Consider the following 16909-nt stretch of genomic DNA (forward strand, 5'->3'; position numbering starts at 1 on the left):
GCCGGAACCGACGGCGGTTGTCAGGTCAGGAACTCCATAGCTTTGGCAAAGACGTCCGGGTCCGCATTGCCACCCGATGCGACAATGATAACGGCGTCTCCTTGAATTTCGGACCTGCGAAACAACGCTGCGGCCAGGGAAACCGCACCGCCCGGTTCCAGCACGATCTTCAGGCGCAGAAAGGCCAAAGCCATGGCGCGCATCGCCTCTTCTTCGGTCACAGACAGGCCGGGACCGCACAGCCGTTGCAGGATCGGAAAGGTGATGTCGCCGGGTTGCGGGGTCAGAATGGCGTCGCAGATATTGCCAGATGCGGCCGCGTTGTTCTGTATCCGTCCCAGCGCTAATGAGCGTTTGACGTCGTCAAACCCTTCGGGCTCGCAGGGGCGAGCGCGCAGACCGGGTGCGTGCCCTTCGAGCGCAAGCGCAATACCCGAGGTCAACCCCCCGCCGCCGCAACAGACCAGCACATCGGCCTGTTCCACACCCAGAGCAGCAGCCTGACGCGCGATTTCCAGCCCGGTTGTGCCTTGTCCGGCGATCACCAGCGGCTCATCATAGGGGCGGATCAAGGTCAGGCCGCGCTCGGATGCCAGGGCTTCGCCGATCTCTTCGCGGCTTTCATTGGCGCGGTCGTACAGAACCACCTCGGCCTCCAGCGCGCGCGTGTTGTCGATTTTGAGCTTTGGGGCATCCGACGGCATGATGATAACAGCCGAAATACCATGCTGTGCGGCGGCATAAGCCACGCCCTGAGCATGATTGCCCGAGGAATAGGCGATCACACCTTTCTTTCGGTCTGCTTCACTGAGGCCCGAAATGGCCGACCACGCCCCGCGAAACTTGAAACTGCCGGTGTGCTGCAGGCATTCCGGTTTTACCAACACGCGGCGTCCCGCGATTTCATCCAAAAACGGAGAGGTCAGGATTGGTGTTTCTCTGACGTGCCCTTGCAGACGCAGGGCTGCGGCTTCGATCATTTCAAGTGTGCTCATGCCGCGTCCAGTACTTTGCGAATAACGCCCAATGATTGAGCTTCGTCCAGAAACGGCACGTGTCCGCGATCGGGCACGGTAGCCGAGATCAACCCCGGATGCCGGTTCTGCATCTCGGCCAATGTCTGCGCGCTCAGAAGATCGGAATTTTCACCGCGAATGACACCCGTTGGGATGTCGTGCAGGGCCTCGAAGAACATCCACATATCCGGGATTGCCCCGGCTGCGGCCTGTTCCAGCAGCGCTGTGCGCAGGGCCGGATCATAGCGCAGGGTCAAACCTTCTGTCGTTTCCTGATTTTGAAATTCAGCCATCTGCCGCCATCTTTCCAGTGAAATCCCTGGAAACTGCGGGCCCATCATGTGCTGAAGCGCCTGCGCGGCCTCGTCATAGGTTTTCGAGACCGGTTGCTTGCCGACATATTCCATTATTTTGGCGATGCCCGATGGGTTAAAGACCGGACCAACATCATTGAGCACAACAGCCGCCAGCCGCTTTGGGTGGGTGGTGGCCAAGGTCATCGCGATCAGGCCTCCACGTGAGGTCCCAATCACGGCCACCTGATCCAGGCCAAGATGATCCAGCAGATCGATCACGTCCTGAGATTCGCGTAACAGGCTATAGTTCCCGTGATCCGAGTCATGCTCGGATTGCCCGCGCCCGCGATAATCCATCGCGATCATCCGCCAATCGGTCATGTGCGGGGCAAGAAATGAGAAATCCCGGCTGTTTCGGGTAAGGCCTGCCAGACACAGGACCGGCCTGCCGCTGCCGGTGTCTTCGAAATAGAGGCGTTTGCCGTCGTTGGTCGAAAAAAAGGGCATCAGAGTCCTGCAAGTTCCGGAATGGATGTCAGGTCGGACAGTACATGCGTTGGCTGCCATGGCAACCGATCCATTGGTTCGTTCGCTCGGTTGACCCAGGCGGTGACGAAACCATAGCCACTGGCCCCCGCCGCGTCCCAGCCATTTGAGCTGACGAACAAGACTTCGTCGCGCTCGCAGCCGAAGCTCTGCGCGACCAGATCATAAACCTTGGCATGCGGTTTGAAGACGCCGACGCTTTCGACCGACAGAATATCATCCAGAACGCCGCTTATCCCTGCGGATTGAACCGCACCATCCAGCATCGGCGGTGATCCGTTCGACAAGATCGCAGTCTGCATCCCGCCGGCCTTCAGGGTGGCCAGCATTTCGGGAACCTCGGGATAGGCCTGCAATTCCCAGTAGAGATCAAGCAGGCGCTGGCGTAGGGCCGGGTGCTGGTCCAGCCCCGTTGCCTCTAGTGCCCAATCCAGACCGTCTTGCGTGACGTCCCAGAAATCTGCATGTGCATCGGCCACCGCACGCAGCCAGGTGTATTGCAACTGTTTCAGGCGCCAGTGATTGGCCAGATCCGGCCATTTCTGCTGTAACGCCTCAAAGCCGGGTTCTGATGCAGCTTGCCTTGCGGCTGCGGCCACATCGAACAACGTGCCGTATGCATCAAAAATGCAGGTTGTGATCGGCATCAATTCCCCTCCGTTCATTCGGTGCAGGTTTGCAAAAGTGCTAAGGGTTTACAATGTTGCTTCATTGCCTAGGTTTGACCGCTCAATTTTCTATCGGCCGGAGGCCAAAATGACAGCGATAAAACAGGGCGACACAGTTCGCATCCACTATACCGGTACGTTGCAGGACGGGAATGTCTTTGACAGTTCACAAGGGCGCGATCCACTGGAATTCGAGGTGGGGTCCGGGCAGATTATTCCCGGATTGGACAGTGCAATGCCTGGTCTGGTGGCCGGGGACAAAAAACGTGTCGAGATCGCCTGCGTTGATGCTTATGGGCCGATCAATCCCGAAATGCGTCAGAGCATACCACGCGAAGGTATTCCGGACGACATCCCGCTTGAACCCGGCACCCAGTTGCAGATGCAAACGCCCGAAGGGCACGCATTGCCGGTAACTGTTGTCGAGGCTGATGAGGTGACCGTCACGCTAGACGCGAACCATCCTCTGGCCGGAAGGGACCTGATTTTCGAAATCGAAGTGGTTTCGGTGAATTGAGTTTCGTGATCTGGATCAGCCTGAAAACAGGCTGGTCCATGATGCAAAGATCTCGCGTACATGCGGCTGAGTGAAGAATACAAACAGCATCAGCAGCATTGTTAGGGTCATCAAGGCGACGCGGCCCCTAAACCCCAGAAAACCCGGTTTTCGGCGGGAAACCCGCTTGCTGCTGGCGATGATTTGCTCTGCTTTGTTCATGCAACTATCCCTGCCTGCGAAAGATGGTCAAATCTTGGCACTGACAGGGAAAGAAATGGTCACATATGGTCCGGTTGAGGCATTCCCAGAACGTGGAAGCCACCATCAACACGAATAACTTCGCCCGAGGTGCAGGCCCCCGCATCTGAAGCCAGATAAACCGCGGTGCCGCCGACAGCCTCAAGCGTGGCATTGCTGCGCATCGGTGCGTTCTGGTCGCAGAACTTGAAGGTTTTGCGGGCCCCACCGATGGCCGCACCGGCCAGAGTTTTCATCGGACCCGGAGAGATTGCGTTCACCCGGATTCCGTCAGGTCCAAGATCGTTGGCCAGATAACGGGTCGCTGATTCTAGCGCAGCTTTGGCCACACCCATTACGTTGTAGTTGGGCACAACTCGGTTAGATCCCTGATAAGTCAGCGTCAGGATCGTGCCGCCGTTTTCTTTCATCATCGGATAGGCGCGGCGGGCCACTTCGATCAGCGAATAGGCCGAAATATCCATCGAATTCTTGAAATTCGCCCGGCTGGTGTCCAGGAACCGTCCGGTTAGTTCGGACTTGTCGGAATAGGCGACGGCGTGGACCACAAAATCTATGGTGGGCCAGCGCTGGGCAAGCTCGTCAAAAGCGCGATCCAACGACTCGTCATCGGTGACGTCCGCATCGACCATGAAATCGCTGCCAAGGCTCTGCGCCAGCGGTTCCAGCCGCTTTCCGAATGCCTCGCCCTGATAGGTGAATGCCAATTCGGCGCCCGCTTCGTGCATGGCTTTTGCGATGCCCCATGCAATCGAACGGTCATTCGCCACGCCCATAACGAGGCCGCGTTTGCCTTTCATTAGATCTGACATTCCATTCACCCGTTATACTTTGAAAGAACCATGGACCCGTTCGTCCCACCAAAGCCGAAGCTGTTGGTCATGACGCTGTCCAAACCTGCATTTTCAACTAGCTGAGTTGCAATTTCTCCGGGCTGGATGCCCTCGGCAAGCGTGTCGACGTTGATCGACGGCGTTATAAAATCATGTTCCAGCATCAAAAGGCAGAAAATAGCCTCCAGCGCGCCAGCCGCACCTTGTGCGTGACCTGTCATCGACTTGGTCGAGGAAATCGGCGGCACGCTGCCCTCGCCAAAAATACGGCGCACAGCTTCGACTTCGCCGACATCTCCGACCGGGGTCGAGGTGCCATGGGCATTGATGTAGTCGACCTTGCGGCCTTCGGGCAGGGTGTCCAGCGCCAGACGCATGGCGCGTTCGCCACCTTCGCCAGAGGGGGCTACCATGTCGTGACCGTCGGAGGTTGCTGCAAAACCCGTCACTTCAGCATAGATTTTGGCGCCGCGTGCCAATGCGTGTTCCAGATCTTCCAGCACGACAATACCGCCTCCGCCGGATATCACGAACCCGTCGCGGTCTTGGTCGAATGCACGAGAAGCTTTTTCGGGCGCATCGTTGTATTTCGACGACATGGCACCCATTGCATCGAACAGACAGGACAAGGTCCAGTCCAGCTCTTCCCCGCCGCCCGCGAACATTACATCTTGTTTGCCCATCATGATCTGTTCTGCGGCATTGCCGATGCAATGCAACGAGGTCGAACAGGCCGAAGTGATCGAGTAATTGATGCCCTTGATCTTGAAGGCGGTCGCAAGGTTGGCCGAAATGGTTGAGCACATGCATTTAGGAACTGCAAACGGACCGATTCGCTTGGTTGCCCCGTTTTTCAGAACGGTCTGATGTGCGGTCAGCATGGCGCTGGTCGACGGTCCGCCCGATCCGGCGACAAGGCCGGTACGTGGGTTGGCAACCTGGTCTTCGGACAGACCGGAATCGGCAATCGCCTGGCTCATCGCGATATGCGCATAGGCCGCTCCGGGACCCATAAAGCGCAGGGTGCGCTTGTCCACATGTTCGCTAACGTCGATTTTGAGCGACCCGGCGATCTGGCTGCGAAAGCCATGTTCGACCATCTGGTCATTGGCCACGATGCCGGACTTGCCGGCCTTGAGTGAGGTCAGAACCTCTTCGGCATTGTTCCCGATGGAAGAGACAACTCCCAAGCCGGTGACAACTACTCGACGCATGTGCGTGCTCCTTATTTGGGGCCGGTCAGGCTCAGGCTTCGGACAGAACTACTTTCATGTCCTTGACATCGTAAATCATCTCACCGTCGGCTTCGACGATACCATCTGCGACACCCATAGTCAGGCGGCGGGTCTGGATCGCTTTCTTGAAGTCGATTTTATAGGTCAGCATCTTGCGGTCCGGGCGTACCATACCTGTCAGCTTGACTTCGCCCACTCCAACGGCCATGCCGCGCCCTTGCCAGCCGCGCCAGCCCAGGTTGAATCCGGTCAGCTGCCACAAACCGTCCAGGCCCAAGCAGCCGGGCATGATCGGGTTGCCGGGGAAATGGCAATCAAAGAACCAAAGGTCGGGCGTAATGTCGAATTCAGCAAGAATATGACCTTTGCCATGGGCGCCACCATCGGCCGAAATCTCGGTGATCCGATCCATCATCAACATCGGCGGGGCGGGCAACTGTGCGTTCCCGGGGCCGAATAGTTCGCCGCGGGCGCATTTCAGCAGATCGTCCTTGTCAAAGCTGCTTGGGAATTGGGCCATTCTGCGCCTCTCCTGCCAGGGGTCTTTCCATCTAATTTGGTCTCGTCTAGCACCCGTATGCAAGGTCCTGCAAGAGCAGTGACCTACATCATGTTGTGTTTACATTATTCTCTGCGAATGAAATTCATTTGAAATTACCTGACTACAGCACTTATATATACCACAGCAACAAATTGGTATTGGACTGATGACAGCAGATTGCCAGAGCATAGCCACAGGTTGGTTGGTTCACGCCGGATTGCGTCCGACGCGTCAGCGCGTAGCATTGGCAGAGCTGCTGGTCGGTGATGGCCGCCATCGCCACGTCACCGCCGAAAGCCTGTTTGAATCGGCCAAACAGAACGGAGATGCTGTTTCTCTGGCGACGGTTTACAACACGTTGCGCGCCTTTTGCGATGCCGGGGTTCTGCAAGAAATTACCGTTGACGGATCGAAAAGCTATTTCGACACCAACACGCATGATCATCCGCATTTCTATTGGGAAGATGAGGGCCGGCTCAGCGATGCTCCGTCCGAACAGCTGGTCATCCAGCGACTGCCCGACGCGCCTGAAGGGGTTGAGATCGCGTCAGTCGACGTTGTGATCCGTCTGCGTAAAAAGTAAACTTACGTCATCAGTCCGGTCAGGATGTGCTGTGCCTTTTCGCTATGCGGATCCATAGGGCCTGTTCCATGCCGTGCCACAACAACGGGTTCTGCTGCGATTTCATCTGACACAGGTATGCTGACCAACGGCATCCCGTCATAGCTGGTCTTGGCAGGAATGTTGGCATAGCTGATGGCAACGCCTTCGCCATGCGCCGCGAGGCTGCGTTGGATCTCGGGCGACGCGGCCCGATGTGCGACATTGGGGTTCTGCCCAAGTTGACGGAAGAGACTCAGGAAATGCTGCGCAGATAGTCCCTCGTTCGATAGGATCAGGGGGTAGGCCACGACATCCTGTAATGATACCTGCGCCCGATTGGCCAAGGGGTGGCCTTTTGTCATAACCGCGATTGGTCGATTGGTGAACAAGGTGGTCGTGGAAAAGGCCGCATCCAGTGTCAGACCATAAGTCAAGGCAAGGTCGATCTCACCATTGACGAGGCCGGAAATCAGGCCCTGAAATTCGTCTACGCGATATGTGATATCAACTTCGGGCATGTTCTGTCGCAGGCTATGCAGAGCTTTTGCCAGCAGGAAAGGCGCGAGGTCGTCGAAACAGCCCAGACGCAGGCGCGTGGTTGCGGTCCCGTCTGTTCCAGAATTTTCCAAACGTGCGGCACGTGTCAGCAGGGCCTCGGCGTTTTCAATAAAGCTGCGTCCCTGCGGTGTCAGCGCCATGGCCGCTCCGCGCTTTCGGATAAACAGCGGATAGCCCAACTGGTCTTCGACCCGGGTTAGCGCATTCGACAGAGCTGGCTGCGAAACATTTAGATGCAACGCTGCAGCAGACAGGCTGCCATGCCGTCCGATGGCGCAGACATATTCATATTGGCGTAGGGTAACGTATAACATAAGGTTAACTATACATTTCAAAGATATTATTTGAATAGATGAAAATTTCATGAGCAAATTCAGGTTAAATTCGAACGGAGGCACAGATGGCTCACCCCCTGGTTACGCAAGAGATGATTGACACATACCAACAGGACGGCGTGGTTCTGATCAAAGGTTTGTTCGCCGACTACGTGGATACGCTGCGTGACGGCATCGCGGCCAATATGGCTGAACCCGGACCATATGCGTCGGACAACCAAAAACAGGGCGAAACCGGTCTGTTCTTTGATGATTACTGCAACTGGTCGCGTATCGAACAGTTCCAGAACGTGATCCACAATTCACCGGCAGCCGAGGTCGCAGCGGATCTGATGCAGTCGCAAACCGTACAAATGTTCCATGACCATGTTCTGGTGAAAGAACCAGGCACGTCGATGGCAACGCCGTGGCACCAGGATGGGCCATACTATTTCGTCGAGGGCAGTCAGACGATCAGTTTCTGGTCGCCATTGGACCCGGTGACACAGGCCACCCTTCGTTGTGTGGCAGGTTCACATAGATGGGAGAAAGAGGTTCTGCCCACGCGTTGGGTCTCGGAAGAAGGGTTTTTCGCGGATGAAGGCCAGTACATCCCCATTCCCGACCCCGATGCCGAAGGTATGAGGGTGGTTGAATTCGAAATGGAACCCGGTGACGCGGTTGCCTTCAACTACCGTACGCTGCATGGCGCGCGTGGAAACCAGTCTGACAGCCGCCGCCGTGCTTTTTCCTTGCGGTTGGTTGGGGAGGATGCGCGATATGTGGAACGTCCGGGGCGCACTTCGCCTCCGTTTCCGGGCCACGACATGCAGCCCGGGCAGCGTTTGCGGGAAGATTGGTTCCCGGTTCTGCTGCGACGCTGAACTGCCTAGAACCACTGCCCCGATTCGATGAGCCCCAGTTCCAGCAGCTGCTGGGATGACCACTGGAACCGAGCTGAGTTGCGCCAGCGGAAGCTGGGGATGTCGAAGGTCGACCCCGCGTTGCTTTTGAGCGCCTTGGCTGCGCGGAAGGAACAGATCGCCGCCGTCAGATTGTGGTGCCATGGGCAGGAATAGGTGTTGTACTCGGGCTCATTGAACGTGTGGTCAGGCAGTAACAACAGATCATTTCGCGATTTGAACAGCCCGATTCTGTCGATACGGCGGCGTTCATAGGGGATGTGATCTTCGAACCGCCAGCGCAAACCGCCGGATATGTCCAGCTGTCTTTCCAGCGGGTGTCCTTCGGCATTGTGTCGGGCATGTGCGTAATACCCGGTGCTGTCCAGCATGGCTTGGTCTGGGGCAACCCCATTTGGAAACGCGCCCAAGTCATCAGCATACAGGTCAATCACGTGGGTTAGCATGGCGTTTCGGCGTTCTTCGGTGTGAAAGGCCAGTAACTCGCCGATGGTGCGCGTTTCGCAGAAGGGGAAGAACAGGTATTCAGCGTTATAGCAGTAATACATCCAAAGGTCAGGAGCGGCCCGGATGACCTGATTAACCGTGTCAAAGACGACGGTTCTCGGTGCGCAGGTCAGTGTCACTCTGTGGATACGCTCGGTCAGTTCAGGATCCAGCGTAAAGGCTTCGGGCATAAACACGATCAGTGACTTGAAGCCAAGGTTCAGATGGTGCCGGATGGTGCCGTCGATCTCGACATCGTCTTCGGCGAAGATCATCGCAACCGGACCTTTGGCCAACGCGGCCTTGCCGGATTGAAGGAAAGAAGTGAGACTGTCGTACTGCATTGCCTGTCCGGCCCCGTCCAACTGGAGTTTTCGGCCAAAATCGGGTAATCGCGCTGGCATTGCAAGCGGCGTTCGTTGGGTATAGATGACGCCGATCGCGCGAACGCAAAGGCCCAACCCCATGTCAGAACCCAAAAAGCTGTACATCAAGACCTATGGTTGCCAGATGAACGTCTATGACAGCGAGCGTATGGCCGAGACCCTGGGCGGGCAGGGCTATGTCGAAACCCAGAGCCCGGATGACGCGGATATGATTCTGCTGAACACCTGCCACATCCGCGAAAAAGCCGCCGAAAAGGTCTATTCCGAGCTGGGGCGTTTCAAAGGGTTGAAAGCCGAAAAACCCGATCTCAAGATCGGGGTCGCGGGCTGCGTCGCGCAGGCCGAGGGCGAAGAAATCATGCGCCGTCAGCCCCTGGTCGATCTGGTGGTGGGCCCGCAAAGCTATCACCGTCTGCCTGAGATGGAAGCCAAGACGCGCGATGGTGCCAAGGCACTGGACACGGATTTCCCCGAAGAAGACAAGTTCGAAAAGCTCAAGAATCGTCCCAAAGCCAAACGTGGCCCCACCGCTTTTCTGACCGTTCAGGAAGGCTGCGATAAATTCTGTGCCTTTTGTGTCGTGCCCTATACCCGAGGCGCCGAAGTCAGCCGTCCGGTGGACCGTATTATCCGCGAGGCACAGGATTTGGTCGAACGTGGCGTGCGTGAGATCACTCTGCTGGGTCAGAACGTCAACGCCTATCACGGTGCTGGACCGAACGGCGACATGACGCTGGCGGGACTGATCTGGGAGTTGAACAAGGTTGACGGGCTAGAGCGCATCCGCTTTACCACGTCGCACCCGAATGACATGGCCGACGACCTGATCGAGGCGCACGGCACCTGCGAAAAACTGATGCCCTATCTTCATTTACCGGTCCAGTCGGGTTCGGATCGCATTCTGAAGCGAATGAACCGCAGTCACACAGCCGAGAGCTATTTGCGTCTGATCGAGCGTATCCGCGCTGCGCGTCCGGATATTGTCATGTCTGGTGATTTCATCGTTGGGTTCCCTGAAGAAACCGACGAAGATTTTCAGGCCACCATGGATTTGGTCGAGCAGGTCAAATACGGCTATGCCTATTCGTTCAAGTATTCGACGCGCCCAGGAACGCCCGCAGCCGAGCGGTCTCAGGTTGATCCTGGGGTGGCGGATGACCGCCTACAGCGGCTGCAGGGATTGATCACGCGTCATCAGCGCGAAATTCAGGATGCCATGGTTGGACGCAAAGTCCGCGTTCTGTTCGAAAAAACCGGCCGGTTGCCGGGACAGATGGTGGGAAAATCTGAATATCTTCATTCGGTTCACGTCTCTGACGCGGATGTGGAGATTGGTGCGTTGCGGGACGTTTTGATCACCGGATCAGGTGCGAATTCTCTGGCGGGGCAGTTGCTCTGACCCGTCCTTTATCTGTGATGCGGATACCATCGCTGGTATTTGTTTCCAAGATTTACCCTTGATTTATCACTTGGAATTATGTTCCGAGAAAAGTCAGGTTTTTTCGGGGCCTAGGCTAACGCCTCCTGAAACGGCATATCAGTGCTGATCCTGGTGTCGGATCGGGATGACGGAGGGTGCGAGTGAAACTTTTGAGATTTAGTGCAGGGCCTAATATCAGGGTTGCCCTTCCCGCAATGGCCGCGTTGTTTCTGGTATTCAATTCCGCTGCCGCAGGGAATCTGGATCCGGATTTATCTGAACCGCCGGTAATATCGTCAGCACGTTATGGCAGCGATGTCAGCGCCTTCTATCTGGGCTTGACAGCCGGCTATTCGACCAGCGGCTCGGACCGCTTTGGCCTGACGACGCCTACAGATACGTTTGCTGTCGGCGAATTGGACCTCACCGGCAGTTACGGTGGTATTCGGGGCGGTTGGCGCGGTCTTCTGCCCGCAAAAGGCGGGCGTGACTACGTCTATGGGGTCGAGTTGGGCTATGATTTCGGATCTCTGGACGATGAAGTGTCGACGCAGATCGGAACCTCGGTCGTCAATGGCGGTTCAGAGATTTCGGATGTCATCTCAATTCGCTTTCGGAACGGTCTGACAAACCCAAGTGGCAGAGTGTTATACTTTATTTCCGTTGGTTACGTGCATGGCGATATAACCACGACCAGTTCGATTACATCCGGGGCAACAACCCAGTCCTTTCAGGATAAAGACAGTCGAAAAGGGTTCTCGGCCAGCATTGGCGCCGAGCACAAATTGAATGAGAACTGGTCGATCACTGGGGAATATGAATACGTCCGGTTCGATTCTGAAACCGTCGAATTTGACAACGGGTTTACGACCAAATCGACGCCCCGTTACCGTGGTTTGCGGTTTGGCCTGAACTATCAGTTCTAGGTTTGCCTGTATGGAACGTTCGCGGTGCCTCCAACTTGATCGGCGGTTTTACCATTCTGTACGGAAAATTTGAATCTCTGGCTTGCGCCCACCAAGAAATGTTGTCTACGCTTGGGGTGAAACGCCCAGACAGGAGAGCGGATTGGCCATTGGTGCCCTGAACCCACCGCAAAATGAAACGCCCCAGCGGGAAGCGTTTGTTGAATTTCCAGACAATCGGTTATTGATAGATCTTTGCGGCGAATATGACCGCAACCTGACCGAAATCGAACAGAAGCTGACCGTGCAGATCGTGCGCCGTGGCAACCAACTGGTTGTCATGGGTGACGACGAATCCCAAAAACAGGCGATCGAAGTTCTGCAAGCGCTGTATACCCGCCTGGAAGGTGGTCGTGACGTAGAAGCGGCGGATGTAGACCGCGAACTTCGCATGGGCGGGTCGGAAACAGGAACCGGCAGCCGGGATGGCGATCAGCTTGAGATGTTCAAGGGTGGTTCGGTTGAGATCAAAACCCGCAAAAAGCTGGTCGAGCCGCGTACTGACGCCCAGAAGGTCTATGTTCAGTCCTTGTTCAACAATGAGCTGGCCTTTGGCATAGGTCCGGCGGGCACAGGTAAGACCTATCTGGCCGTGGCCGTTGGCGTATCGATGTTTATCGGCGGGCATGTCGACCGCATCATCCTCAGTCGTCCCGCCGTCGAAGCGGGCGAAAAGCTGGGATATCTACCTGGCGACATGAAGGACAAGGTCGATCCCTATATGCAGCCGCTCTATGATGCGCTGAATGATTTTTTGCCCGGGAAACAACTGGCCAAGCTGATCGAGGAAAAGCGCATCGAGATTGCACCTCTGGCGTTCATGCGTGGCCGTACGCTCGCGAACGCCTTCGTTGTGCTGGATGAGGCGCAGAACGCCACGACCATGCAGATGAAAATGTTCCTGACCCGTTTGGGCGAAGGCAGCCGCATGGTCATAACAGGCGACCGGTCACAGGTTGACCTGCCGCGCGGGGTTCAGTCGGGATTGGCGGATGCAGAACGGCTGTTGAGCACGATACCAAATATCAGCTTCAACTATTTCACCTCCAAGGATGTTGTCCGGCACCCACTTGTCGCCGCGATCATCGAAGCGTATGAGGCCGATACGGGCCGTGAAACGGGTTGATCTTCTGGGTCCCGGTATCGGGATTTTGGACATGGTGGCATGAACCTGGAACTATCGGTTGAAGACCCGCGCTGGGACGGGCTCGAATTTTTGGCAGAGCGCGCCACAAGGGCGGTTTTGGATCATTGCGATCTTGATGCGGACCTGTGTGAGGTTAGCCTGCTGGGATGCGACGATGCACGGATCGCCCAGTTGAACACGGAATTCCGCGAAAAGGCGTCACCCACCAATGTGCTTAGCTGGCCAGCCGAAGATTTGGCTGCGGACTCCGCCGGGCAGACTCCGATACTCCCTGAACCCGATTTCTCAGGGGAAATTGCTCTGGGCGATATTGCGATTTCTTATGATACTTGTGCTCGCGAGGCGGCAGAGGCAGGGAAAAACATGGATGATCATGTCACACATCTGATCGTTCACGGCGTGTTGCATTTGCTGGGTTATGATCACATTCGTGATCTCGACGCCACGCTGATGGAGGGTGTTGAGGTGGAGATACTTGGCAAACTGGGTATTGATGACCCATATAATGCTTAAAGCGGGCCTTTCGGCTTATCATTTGGAATGGGAAAATGGGCGAAACAGACGGCAGTTCTATGGCGGCGCAGGGCGCGCAACCGAAGGACGGCAACGAAAATGTCACTGAGAGACCAGGACTTTTCTCTCGAATAGTGGATGCGTTCTCAACGCAGAGTGAAGACTCGGCTTCTGAGGTCAATGGGCAAGAGGTCGATCCGGCTCAACCTCGCGGCATGATTAACCTGCGCCGGATGCGGGTCGAGGATGTGGCGATTCCCACGGTCGAGATCGTGTCAGTACCGTCGACGATATCCAAAGATGAGCTGGCCCAGGTTTTCCGGGAAAGCGGTCTGTCCAGGATACCTGTATATGAAGGAACGCTGGATACGCCTTTGGGCTTTATCCACCTGAAAGATTTCGCGTTGACGCACGGGTTCAACGGCGGCTCGACTGAGTTTGATCTGGTGTCGATGTTGCGGACATTGCTGTTCGTGCCGCCTTCGATGCCGATCGGTGTGCTGATGACCAAAATGCAAACCGAGCGCCGCCACATGGCATTGGTGATCGACGAATATGGTGGTGTCGACGGGTTGCTGACGATCGAAGACCTGATCGAACAGGTTGTTGGTGAGATCGCGGATGAACATGACGCGGATGAAAGCCAACTTTGGGTTCAGGAAAAACCTGGATGTTATGTGGTGCAGGCGCGGATACCCCTTGAAGACTTCGAAGCCGAGATCGGGCGATCCCTGACCAGCCACGAGGATGTCGATGAAGAAGAGATCGACACGCTTGGCGGGTTGGTCTTCATGTTGTCCGGGCGGGTTCCGGCACGAGGAGAGGTTGTTCTGCATCCGGAAGGGCCTGAATTTGAGGTGATTGATGCGGATCCGCGGCGCATCAAACGGCTGCGTGTCATGCTGCCGGATATCGTTGCATGAACCTGATACGGGCTTGGCCCATTTGGCTTAGATTTGTCCTTTCTGGTTTGTTGGGAGGGCTGGCTGCATTTGGACTGGCTCCCTTTGGGTATTGGGTGGCTACTGTATTGGCGTTGGTGTTGGTCGCACCGATATTTCAGAGCACCGAGACACGTGCGCGTGCGGCGTGGATCGGTTGGGCGTTTGGGACCGGGTATTTCGCCCATGCACTCAGCTGGATTGTCGAGCCGTTTCTGGTGGACGCCGATCGTCACGCTTGGATGGCTCCGTTTGCTTTGGTCTTCATGGCTGGTGGTTTGGCGCTGTTCTGGGCGCTGGCATTCTGGGTTGCTCGCAGGCCCGGCGCGCGCGGGGTTTCACAGGCGTTGTTTCTCGCCTTGGCAATCTCGTTGGCGGAATGTGCCCGGGGTTATGTTCTGACCGGGTTCCCCTGGGCCGGGCTGGCGCAGGTCTGGGTCGAGACCCCTATTGCGCAGCTACTGTCACTTTTTGGGCCTTACGGGCTTGGGGCGCTGACCTTGGTGGCGACACTGCCACTAGGGGCGGCTTTGGCGCTGCGTTCCAGAGTATTCGTGCCCTTGGGCATCAGTGTGGCATCGGTCGCATTGGCTTTGGGCTATGCAGGGACGCGGCCCGCTGTGGTCGAAACGGGACATATCGTTCGCTTGGTTCAGCCCAATGCGTTGCAACATCAGAAATGGGATCCAGAGTTTGCACCTCTGTTCTTCGCACGTCAGATCGAGTTTACTGCCGCCGAACCACAGCCTGACCTGATCGTTTGGCCTGAAACCTCGGTTCCCGCCTGGCTGGGAAGCGCGCAGCCGTATCTGGATGCCATCGCCGAGGCGGCGCAAGGCACGCCGGTTGTTCTGGGAATTCAACGAGGCGACGGGCCGCGTATCTACAACTCGATGATCTACCTTGATGTGGATGGGGCTCAGCAGGGGCTGTACGACAAACATCATCTGGCGCCTTTTGGCGAATATGTTCCGTTTGGCGACGTGATGGCGCGGTTCGGGATCTATGGCATGGCTGCAACCACCGGACATGGGTTCAGCGCCGGGTCGGGGGCGGCGCTGCTGGATGCAGGCCCATTGGGTAAAGCGCTGCCGTTGATCTGCTACGAAGCTGTGTTTACCCAGGATGTCCTATCCGCGCCGGGGCGCGCTGATTTCCTTCTGCAAATCACCAATGATGCGTGGTTCGGAACGCGCTCGGGACCGTATCAGCACCTGGCTCAGGCACAGATGCGCGCCATCGAGCAGGGGCTGCCCATGATGCGTTCGGCCAATACCGGCGTCTCCGCCATGATTGACCCGCTGGGCCGGATCACCGAGGCCCTGCCGCTTGGGCAGGCGGGCTATATTGATGCCGGACTTCCGGCGCCTCATTCTCCGACGGCTTATTCCCGAATGGGGGATAATCCTGTCTTTGCCGTGTTATTGGTGCTGTTTAGCCTGTTATGGTATGGGCTGCGGCGGCGAAACCTATGATTTCGCATTGACCCTCAGTTTCGGGGGGCTTATCCCCTCTTGTGCCCATCACAACGGCTTCCTGGCGTGACGGGGTAATCTTAATGGAGCACTTGTATGTCCCGACAGAACTATACCTTTACTTCGGAATCCGTTTCCGAAGGGCATCCGGATAAGGTTTGTGACCGTATTTCCGATGCTGTACTTGACGCATTTCTGAACGAAGAACCCGAGGCACGCGTTGCGTGCGAGACCTTTGCGACAACGGATCGCGTCGTGATCGGCGGCGAAGTGGGGCTGTCTGATCAGGACAAGCTGCATGACTATATGGGCCGCATCGACGAGATCGCCCGCGCCTGTATCAAGGATATCGGCTATGAGCAGGATAAGTTCCACCACGAGACGGTAGAAGTTACGAACCTGCTGCATGAGCAATCTGCACATATTGCGCAGGGCGTAGATGCGTCGGGTGACAAGGACGAAGGTGCTGGTGATCAGGGCATCATGTTCGGCTATGCCACCACCGAGACACCCGCGCTTATGCCTGCGCCGATCCAGTATTCCCATGCAATCCTTCGCCGTCTGGCCGAGGCGCGCAAGAACGGGACCGAGCCTGCGCTGGGCCCGGATGCGAAATCGCAGCTGTCAGTGATCTACCAGGATGGCAAGCCGGTTGGCGTCAGCTCGATCGTTCTGTCGACCCAGCATCTGGATGAGACGCTGAGCTCGGCCGATATTCGTGCCATTGTTGAGCCGTATATCACCGAAACTCTGCCCGAGGGTTGGCTGACCGATCAGACCGATTGGCACGTCAACCCAACCGGCAAGTTCGTCATTGGCGGTCCGGACGGAGATGCGGGTCTGACCGGTCGTAAGATCATCGTGGACACTTATGGTGGTGCAGCGCCTCATGGTGGCGGAGCGTTTTCGGGTAAAGACCCGACCAAGGTGGACCGTTCGGCGGCTTATGCCGCGCGCTATCTGGCCAAGAATGTCGTAGCCGCGGGAATGGCCGAGCGTTGCACGATCCAGCTGAGCTATGCCATTGGCGTTTCCCGGCCTCTGTCGATCTATGCGGACACGCATGGCACGGGGCAGATCGCGGATGATCGGATTGAAAAAGCCGTCGGCCAGGTGATGGACCTGACCCCACGCGGCATCCGTCAGCATCTGGAGCTGAACAAGCCGATCTATCAGCGCACAGCAGCCTATGGCCATTTTGGCCGCCAGCCGGAAGCGGATGGAGGTTTCAGCTGGGAGCGCACAGATCTAGCAGACGCGTTGAAAGCGGCGGTTTGATCTGACT

Annotated in this window: 19 protein-coding genes and 1 riboswitch; of the genes, 10 read left to right on the top strand and 9 right to left on the bottom strand. The window is 56.7% G+C overall.

Annotated elements, in window-relative coordinates; translation table 11 throughout:
- Positions 1-20 precede the first annotated feature (20 nt).
- The 3 genes from AC2FLB_RS19865 to AC2FLB_RS19875 are packed head-to-tail and all read right to left on the bottom strand — an operon-like array spanning position 21 to position 2505.
- Positions 21-995 carry a threonine ammonia-lyase gene (locus AC2FLB_RS19865; RefSeq protein ID WP_496709927.1) on the bottom strand — a complete coding sequence of 325 codons (975 nt, stop codon included), beginning with the start codon at positions 993-995 and terminating at the stop codon, positions 21-23.
- Positions 992-1819: an alpha/beta fold hydrolase gene (locus AC2FLB_RS19870; protein WP_496709928.1), complete on the bottom strand. Its 828-nt coding sequence runs from the start codon at positions 1817-1819 to the stop codon at positions 992-994. The genes AC2FLB_RS19865 and AC2FLB_RS19870 overlap by 4 nt, the downstream gene beginning before the upstream one ends.
- Complete coding sequence (locus AC2FLB_RS19875) at positions 1819-2505, bottom strand: haloacid dehalogenase type II (RefSeq protein ID WP_496704095.1); 687 nt, start codon at positions 2503-2505, stop codon at positions 1819-1821. The genes AC2FLB_RS19870 and AC2FLB_RS19875 overlap by 1 nt, the downstream gene beginning before the upstream one ends.
- A gap of 109 nt (positions 2506-2614) precedes the next feature.
- On the opposite strand from AC2FLB_RS19875, the gene AC2FLB_RS19880 reads away from it, so the two are divergent.
- On the top strand, positions 2615-3043 hold the full coding sequence (locus AC2FLB_RS19880) for an FKBP-type peptidyl-prolyl cis-trans isomerase (RefSeq protein ID WP_142639411.1): 429 nt from the start codon (positions 2615-2617) through the stop codon (positions 3041-3043).
- A gap of 15 nt (positions 3044-3058) precedes the next feature.
- On the opposite strand, the gene AC2FLB_RS19885 is transcribed toward AC2FLB_RS19880, so the two are convergent.
- The 4 genes from AC2FLB_RS19885 to fabA are packed head-to-tail and all read right to left on the bottom strand — an operon-like array spanning position 3059 to position 5871.
- Positions 3059-3244, bottom strand: coding sequence for a hypothetical protein (locus AC2FLB_RS19885; RefSeq protein ID WP_142639413.1), 186 nt, complete (start codon positions 3242-3244; stop codon positions 3059-3061).
- Positions 3245-3303: 59 nt separating this feature from the next.
- A complete protein-coding gene (locus tag AC2FLB_RS19890) occupies positions 3304-4095 on the bottom strand; it encodes an enoyl-ACP reductase FabI (RefSeq protein ID WP_142639415.1) in 792 nt (263 codons plus the stop codon).
- Positions 4096-4100: 5 nt separating this feature from the next.
- On the bottom strand, positions 4101-5330 hold the full coding sequence (fabB, locus tag AC2FLB_RS19895) for a beta-ketoacyl-ACP synthase I (RefSeq protein ID WP_496703544.1): 1230 nt from the start codon (positions 5328-5330) through the stop codon (positions 4101-4103).
- A 31-nt stretch (positions 5331-5361) separates the two neighbouring features.
- On the bottom strand, positions 5362-5871 hold the full coding sequence (fabA, locus tag AC2FLB_RS19900; protein ID WP_142639419.1) for a bifunctional 3-hydroxydecanoyl-ACP dehydratase/trans-2-decenoyl-ACP isomerase: 510 nt from the start codon (positions 5869-5871) through the stop codon (positions 5362-5364).
- A 187-nt stretch (positions 5872-6058) separates the two neighbouring features.
- Here fabA and irrA point away from each other — a divergent pair, with 187 nt between their 5' ends.
- Positions 6059-6475: an iron response transcriptional regulator IrrA gene (gene irrA / locus AC2FLB_RS19905; protein WP_142639421.1), complete on the top strand. Its 417-nt coding sequence runs from the start codon at positions 6059-6061 to the stop codon at positions 6473-6475.
- Positions 6476-6477: 2 nt separating this feature from the next.
- Here the strand turns inward: irrA and AC2FLB_RS19910 are convergent, their stop codons facing one another.
- On the bottom strand, positions 6478-7368 hold the full coding sequence (locus AC2FLB_RS19910; RefSeq protein ID WP_271951570.1) for a LysR family transcriptional regulator: 891 nt from the start codon (positions 7366-7368) through the stop codon (positions 6478-6480).
- 86 nt (positions 7369-7454) lie between these two features.
- Between AC2FLB_RS19910 and AC2FLB_RS19915 the strand changes: the two genes are divergently transcribed.
- Positions 7455-8252 carry a phytanoyl-CoA dioxygenase family protein gene (locus AC2FLB_RS19915; RefSeq protein ID WP_271951572.1) on the top strand — a complete coding sequence of 266 codons (798 nt, stop codon included), beginning with the start codon at positions 7455-7457 and terminating at the stop codon, positions 8250-8252.
- Positions 8253-8257: 5 nt separating this feature from the next.
- Here AC2FLB_RS19915 and AC2FLB_RS19920 read toward each other — a convergent pair whose 3' ends face one another.
- Entirely contained in the window at positions 8258-9121 is an 864-nt protein-coding gene (locus AC2FLB_RS19920; protein WP_496707715.1) for a glycosyltransferase family protein, read from the bottom strand.
- 121 nt (positions 9122-9242) lie between these two features.
- On the opposite strand from AC2FLB_RS19920, the gene miaB reads away from it, so the two are divergent.
- The 7 genes from miaB (at position 9243) to metK (ending at position 16902) form a co-directional block, all read left to right on the top strand.
- Positions 9243-10562: a tRNA (N6-isopentenyl adenosine(37)-C2)-methylthiotransferase MiaB gene (miaB, locus tag AC2FLB_RS19925; RefSeq protein WP_496692944.1), complete on the top strand. Its 1320-nt coding sequence runs from the start codon at positions 9243-9245 to the stop codon at positions 10560-10562.
- Between the two features lie 182 nt (positions 10563-10744).
- Positions 10745-11509, top strand: coding sequence for an outer membrane protein (locus AC2FLB_RS19930; RefSeq protein ID WP_496692945.1), 765 nt, complete (start codon positions 10745-10747; stop codon positions 11507-11509).
- Positions 11510-11651: 142 nt separating this feature from the next.
- Positions 11652-12674, top strand: a complete 1023-nt coding sequence (locus AC2FLB_RS19935; RefSeq protein ID WP_142639428.1) for a PhoH family protein — start codon at positions 11652-11654, stop codon at positions 12672-12674.
- Positions 12675-12713: 39 nt separating this feature from the next.
- A complete protein-coding gene (ybeY, locus tag AC2FLB_RS19940) occupies positions 12714-13208 on the top strand; it encodes an rRNA maturation RNase YbeY (protein WP_496709929.1) in 495 nt (164 codons plus the stop codon).
- Positions 13209-13243: 35 nt separating this feature from the next.
- Entirely contained in the window at positions 13244-14131 is an 888-nt protein-coding gene (locus AC2FLB_RS19945) for a hemolysin family protein (protein ID WP_142639432.1), read from the top strand.
- A complete protein-coding gene (lnt, locus tag AC2FLB_RS19950) occupies positions 14128-15624 on the top strand; it encodes an apolipoprotein N-acyltransferase (protein ID WP_496692947.1) in 1497 nt (498 codons plus the stop codon). The genes AC2FLB_RS19945 and lnt overlap by 4 nt, the downstream gene beginning before the upstream one ends.
- Before the next feature lie 42 nt (positions 15625-15666).
- Positions 15667-15715: riboswitch (SAM-SAH riboswitch) on the top strand.
- Positions 15716-15720: 5 nt separating this feature from the next.
- Positions 15721-16902 (top strand): methionine adenosyltransferase, encoded by a 1182-nt coding sequence (gene metK / locus AC2FLB_RS19955; protein WP_496707665.1) that lies wholly within the window; start codon positions 15721-15723, stop codon positions 16900-16902.
- Positions 16903-16909 lie beyond the last annotated feature (7 nt).

The sequence above is a fragment of the Ruegeria sp. CDSA236 genome (assembly GCF_059611285.1).

What these genes read in the sequence shown, in the direction of transcription:
- AC2FLB_RS19865 (WP_496709927.1), bottom strand. Translation starts at nt 995, where the DNA reads ATGAGCACACTTGAAATGATCGAAGCCGCAGCCCTGCGTCTGCAAGGG.
- AC2FLB_RS19910 (WP_271951570.1), bottom strand. Translation starts at nt 7,368, where the DNA reads ATGTTATACGTTACCCTACGCCAATATGAATATGTCTGCGCCATCGGA.
- lnt (WP_496692947.1), top strand. Translation starts at nt 14,128, where the DNA reads ATGAACCTGATACGGGCTTGGCCCATTTGGCTTAGATTTGTCCTTTCT.
- AC2FLB_RS19885 (WP_142639413.1), bottom strand. Translation starts at nt 3,244, where the DNA reads ATGAACAAAGCAGAGCAAATCATCGCCAGCAGCAAGCGGGTTTCCCGC.
- fabA (WP_142639419.1), bottom strand. Translation starts at nt 5,871, where the DNA reads ATGGCCCAATTCCCAAGCAGCTTTGACAAGGACGATCTGCTGAAATGC.
- AC2FLB_RS19945 (WP_142639432.1), top strand. Translation starts at nt 13,244, where the DNA reads ATGGGCGAAACAGACGGCAGTTCTATGGCGGCGCAGGGCGCGCAACCG.
- metK (WP_496707665.1), top strand. Translation starts at nt 15,721, where the DNA reads ATGTCCCGACAGAACTATACCTTTACTTCGGAATCCGTTTCCGAAGGG.
- miaB (WP_496692944.1), top strand. Translation starts at nt 9,243, where the DNA reads ATGTCAGAACCCAAAAAGCTGTACATCAAGACCTATGGTTGCCAGATG.
- AC2FLB_RS19875 (WP_496704095.1), bottom strand. Translation starts at nt 2,505, where the DNA reads ATGCCGATCACAACCTGCATTTTTGATGCATACGGCACGTTGTTCGAT.
- AC2FLB_RS19890 (WP_142639415.1), bottom strand. Translation starts at nt 4,095, where the DNA reads ATGTCAGATCTAATGAAAGGCAAACGCGGCCTCGTTATGGGCGTGGCG.
- irrA (WP_142639421.1), top strand. Translation starts at nt 6,059, where the DNA reads ATGACAGCAGATTGCCAGAGCATAGCCACAGGTTGGTTGGTTCACGCC.
- ybeY (WP_496709929.1), top strand. Translation starts at nt 12,714, where the DNA reads ATGAACCTGGAACTATCGGTTGAAGACCCGCGCTGGGACGGGCTCGAA.
- AC2FLB_RS19880 (WP_142639411.1), top strand. Translation starts at nt 2,615, where the DNA reads ATGACAGCGATAAAACAGGGCGACACAGTTCGCATCCACTATACCGGT.
- AC2FLB_RS19915 (WP_271951572.1), top strand. Translation starts at nt 7,455, where the DNA reads ATGGCTCACCCCCTGGTTACGCAAGAGATGATTGACACATACCAACAG.
- fabB (WP_496703544.1), bottom strand. Translation starts at nt 5,330, where the DNA reads ATGCGTCGAGTAGTTGTCACCGGCTTGGGAGTTGTCTCTTCCATCGGG.
- AC2FLB_RS19870 (WP_496709928.1), bottom strand. Translation starts at nt 1,819, where the DNA reads ATGCCCTTTTTTTCGACCAACGACGGCAAACGCCTCTATTTCGAAGAC.
- AC2FLB_RS19920 (WP_496707715.1), bottom strand. Translation starts at nt 9,121, where the DNA reads ATGCAGTACGACAGTCTCACTTCTTTCCTTCAATCCGGCAAGGCCGCG.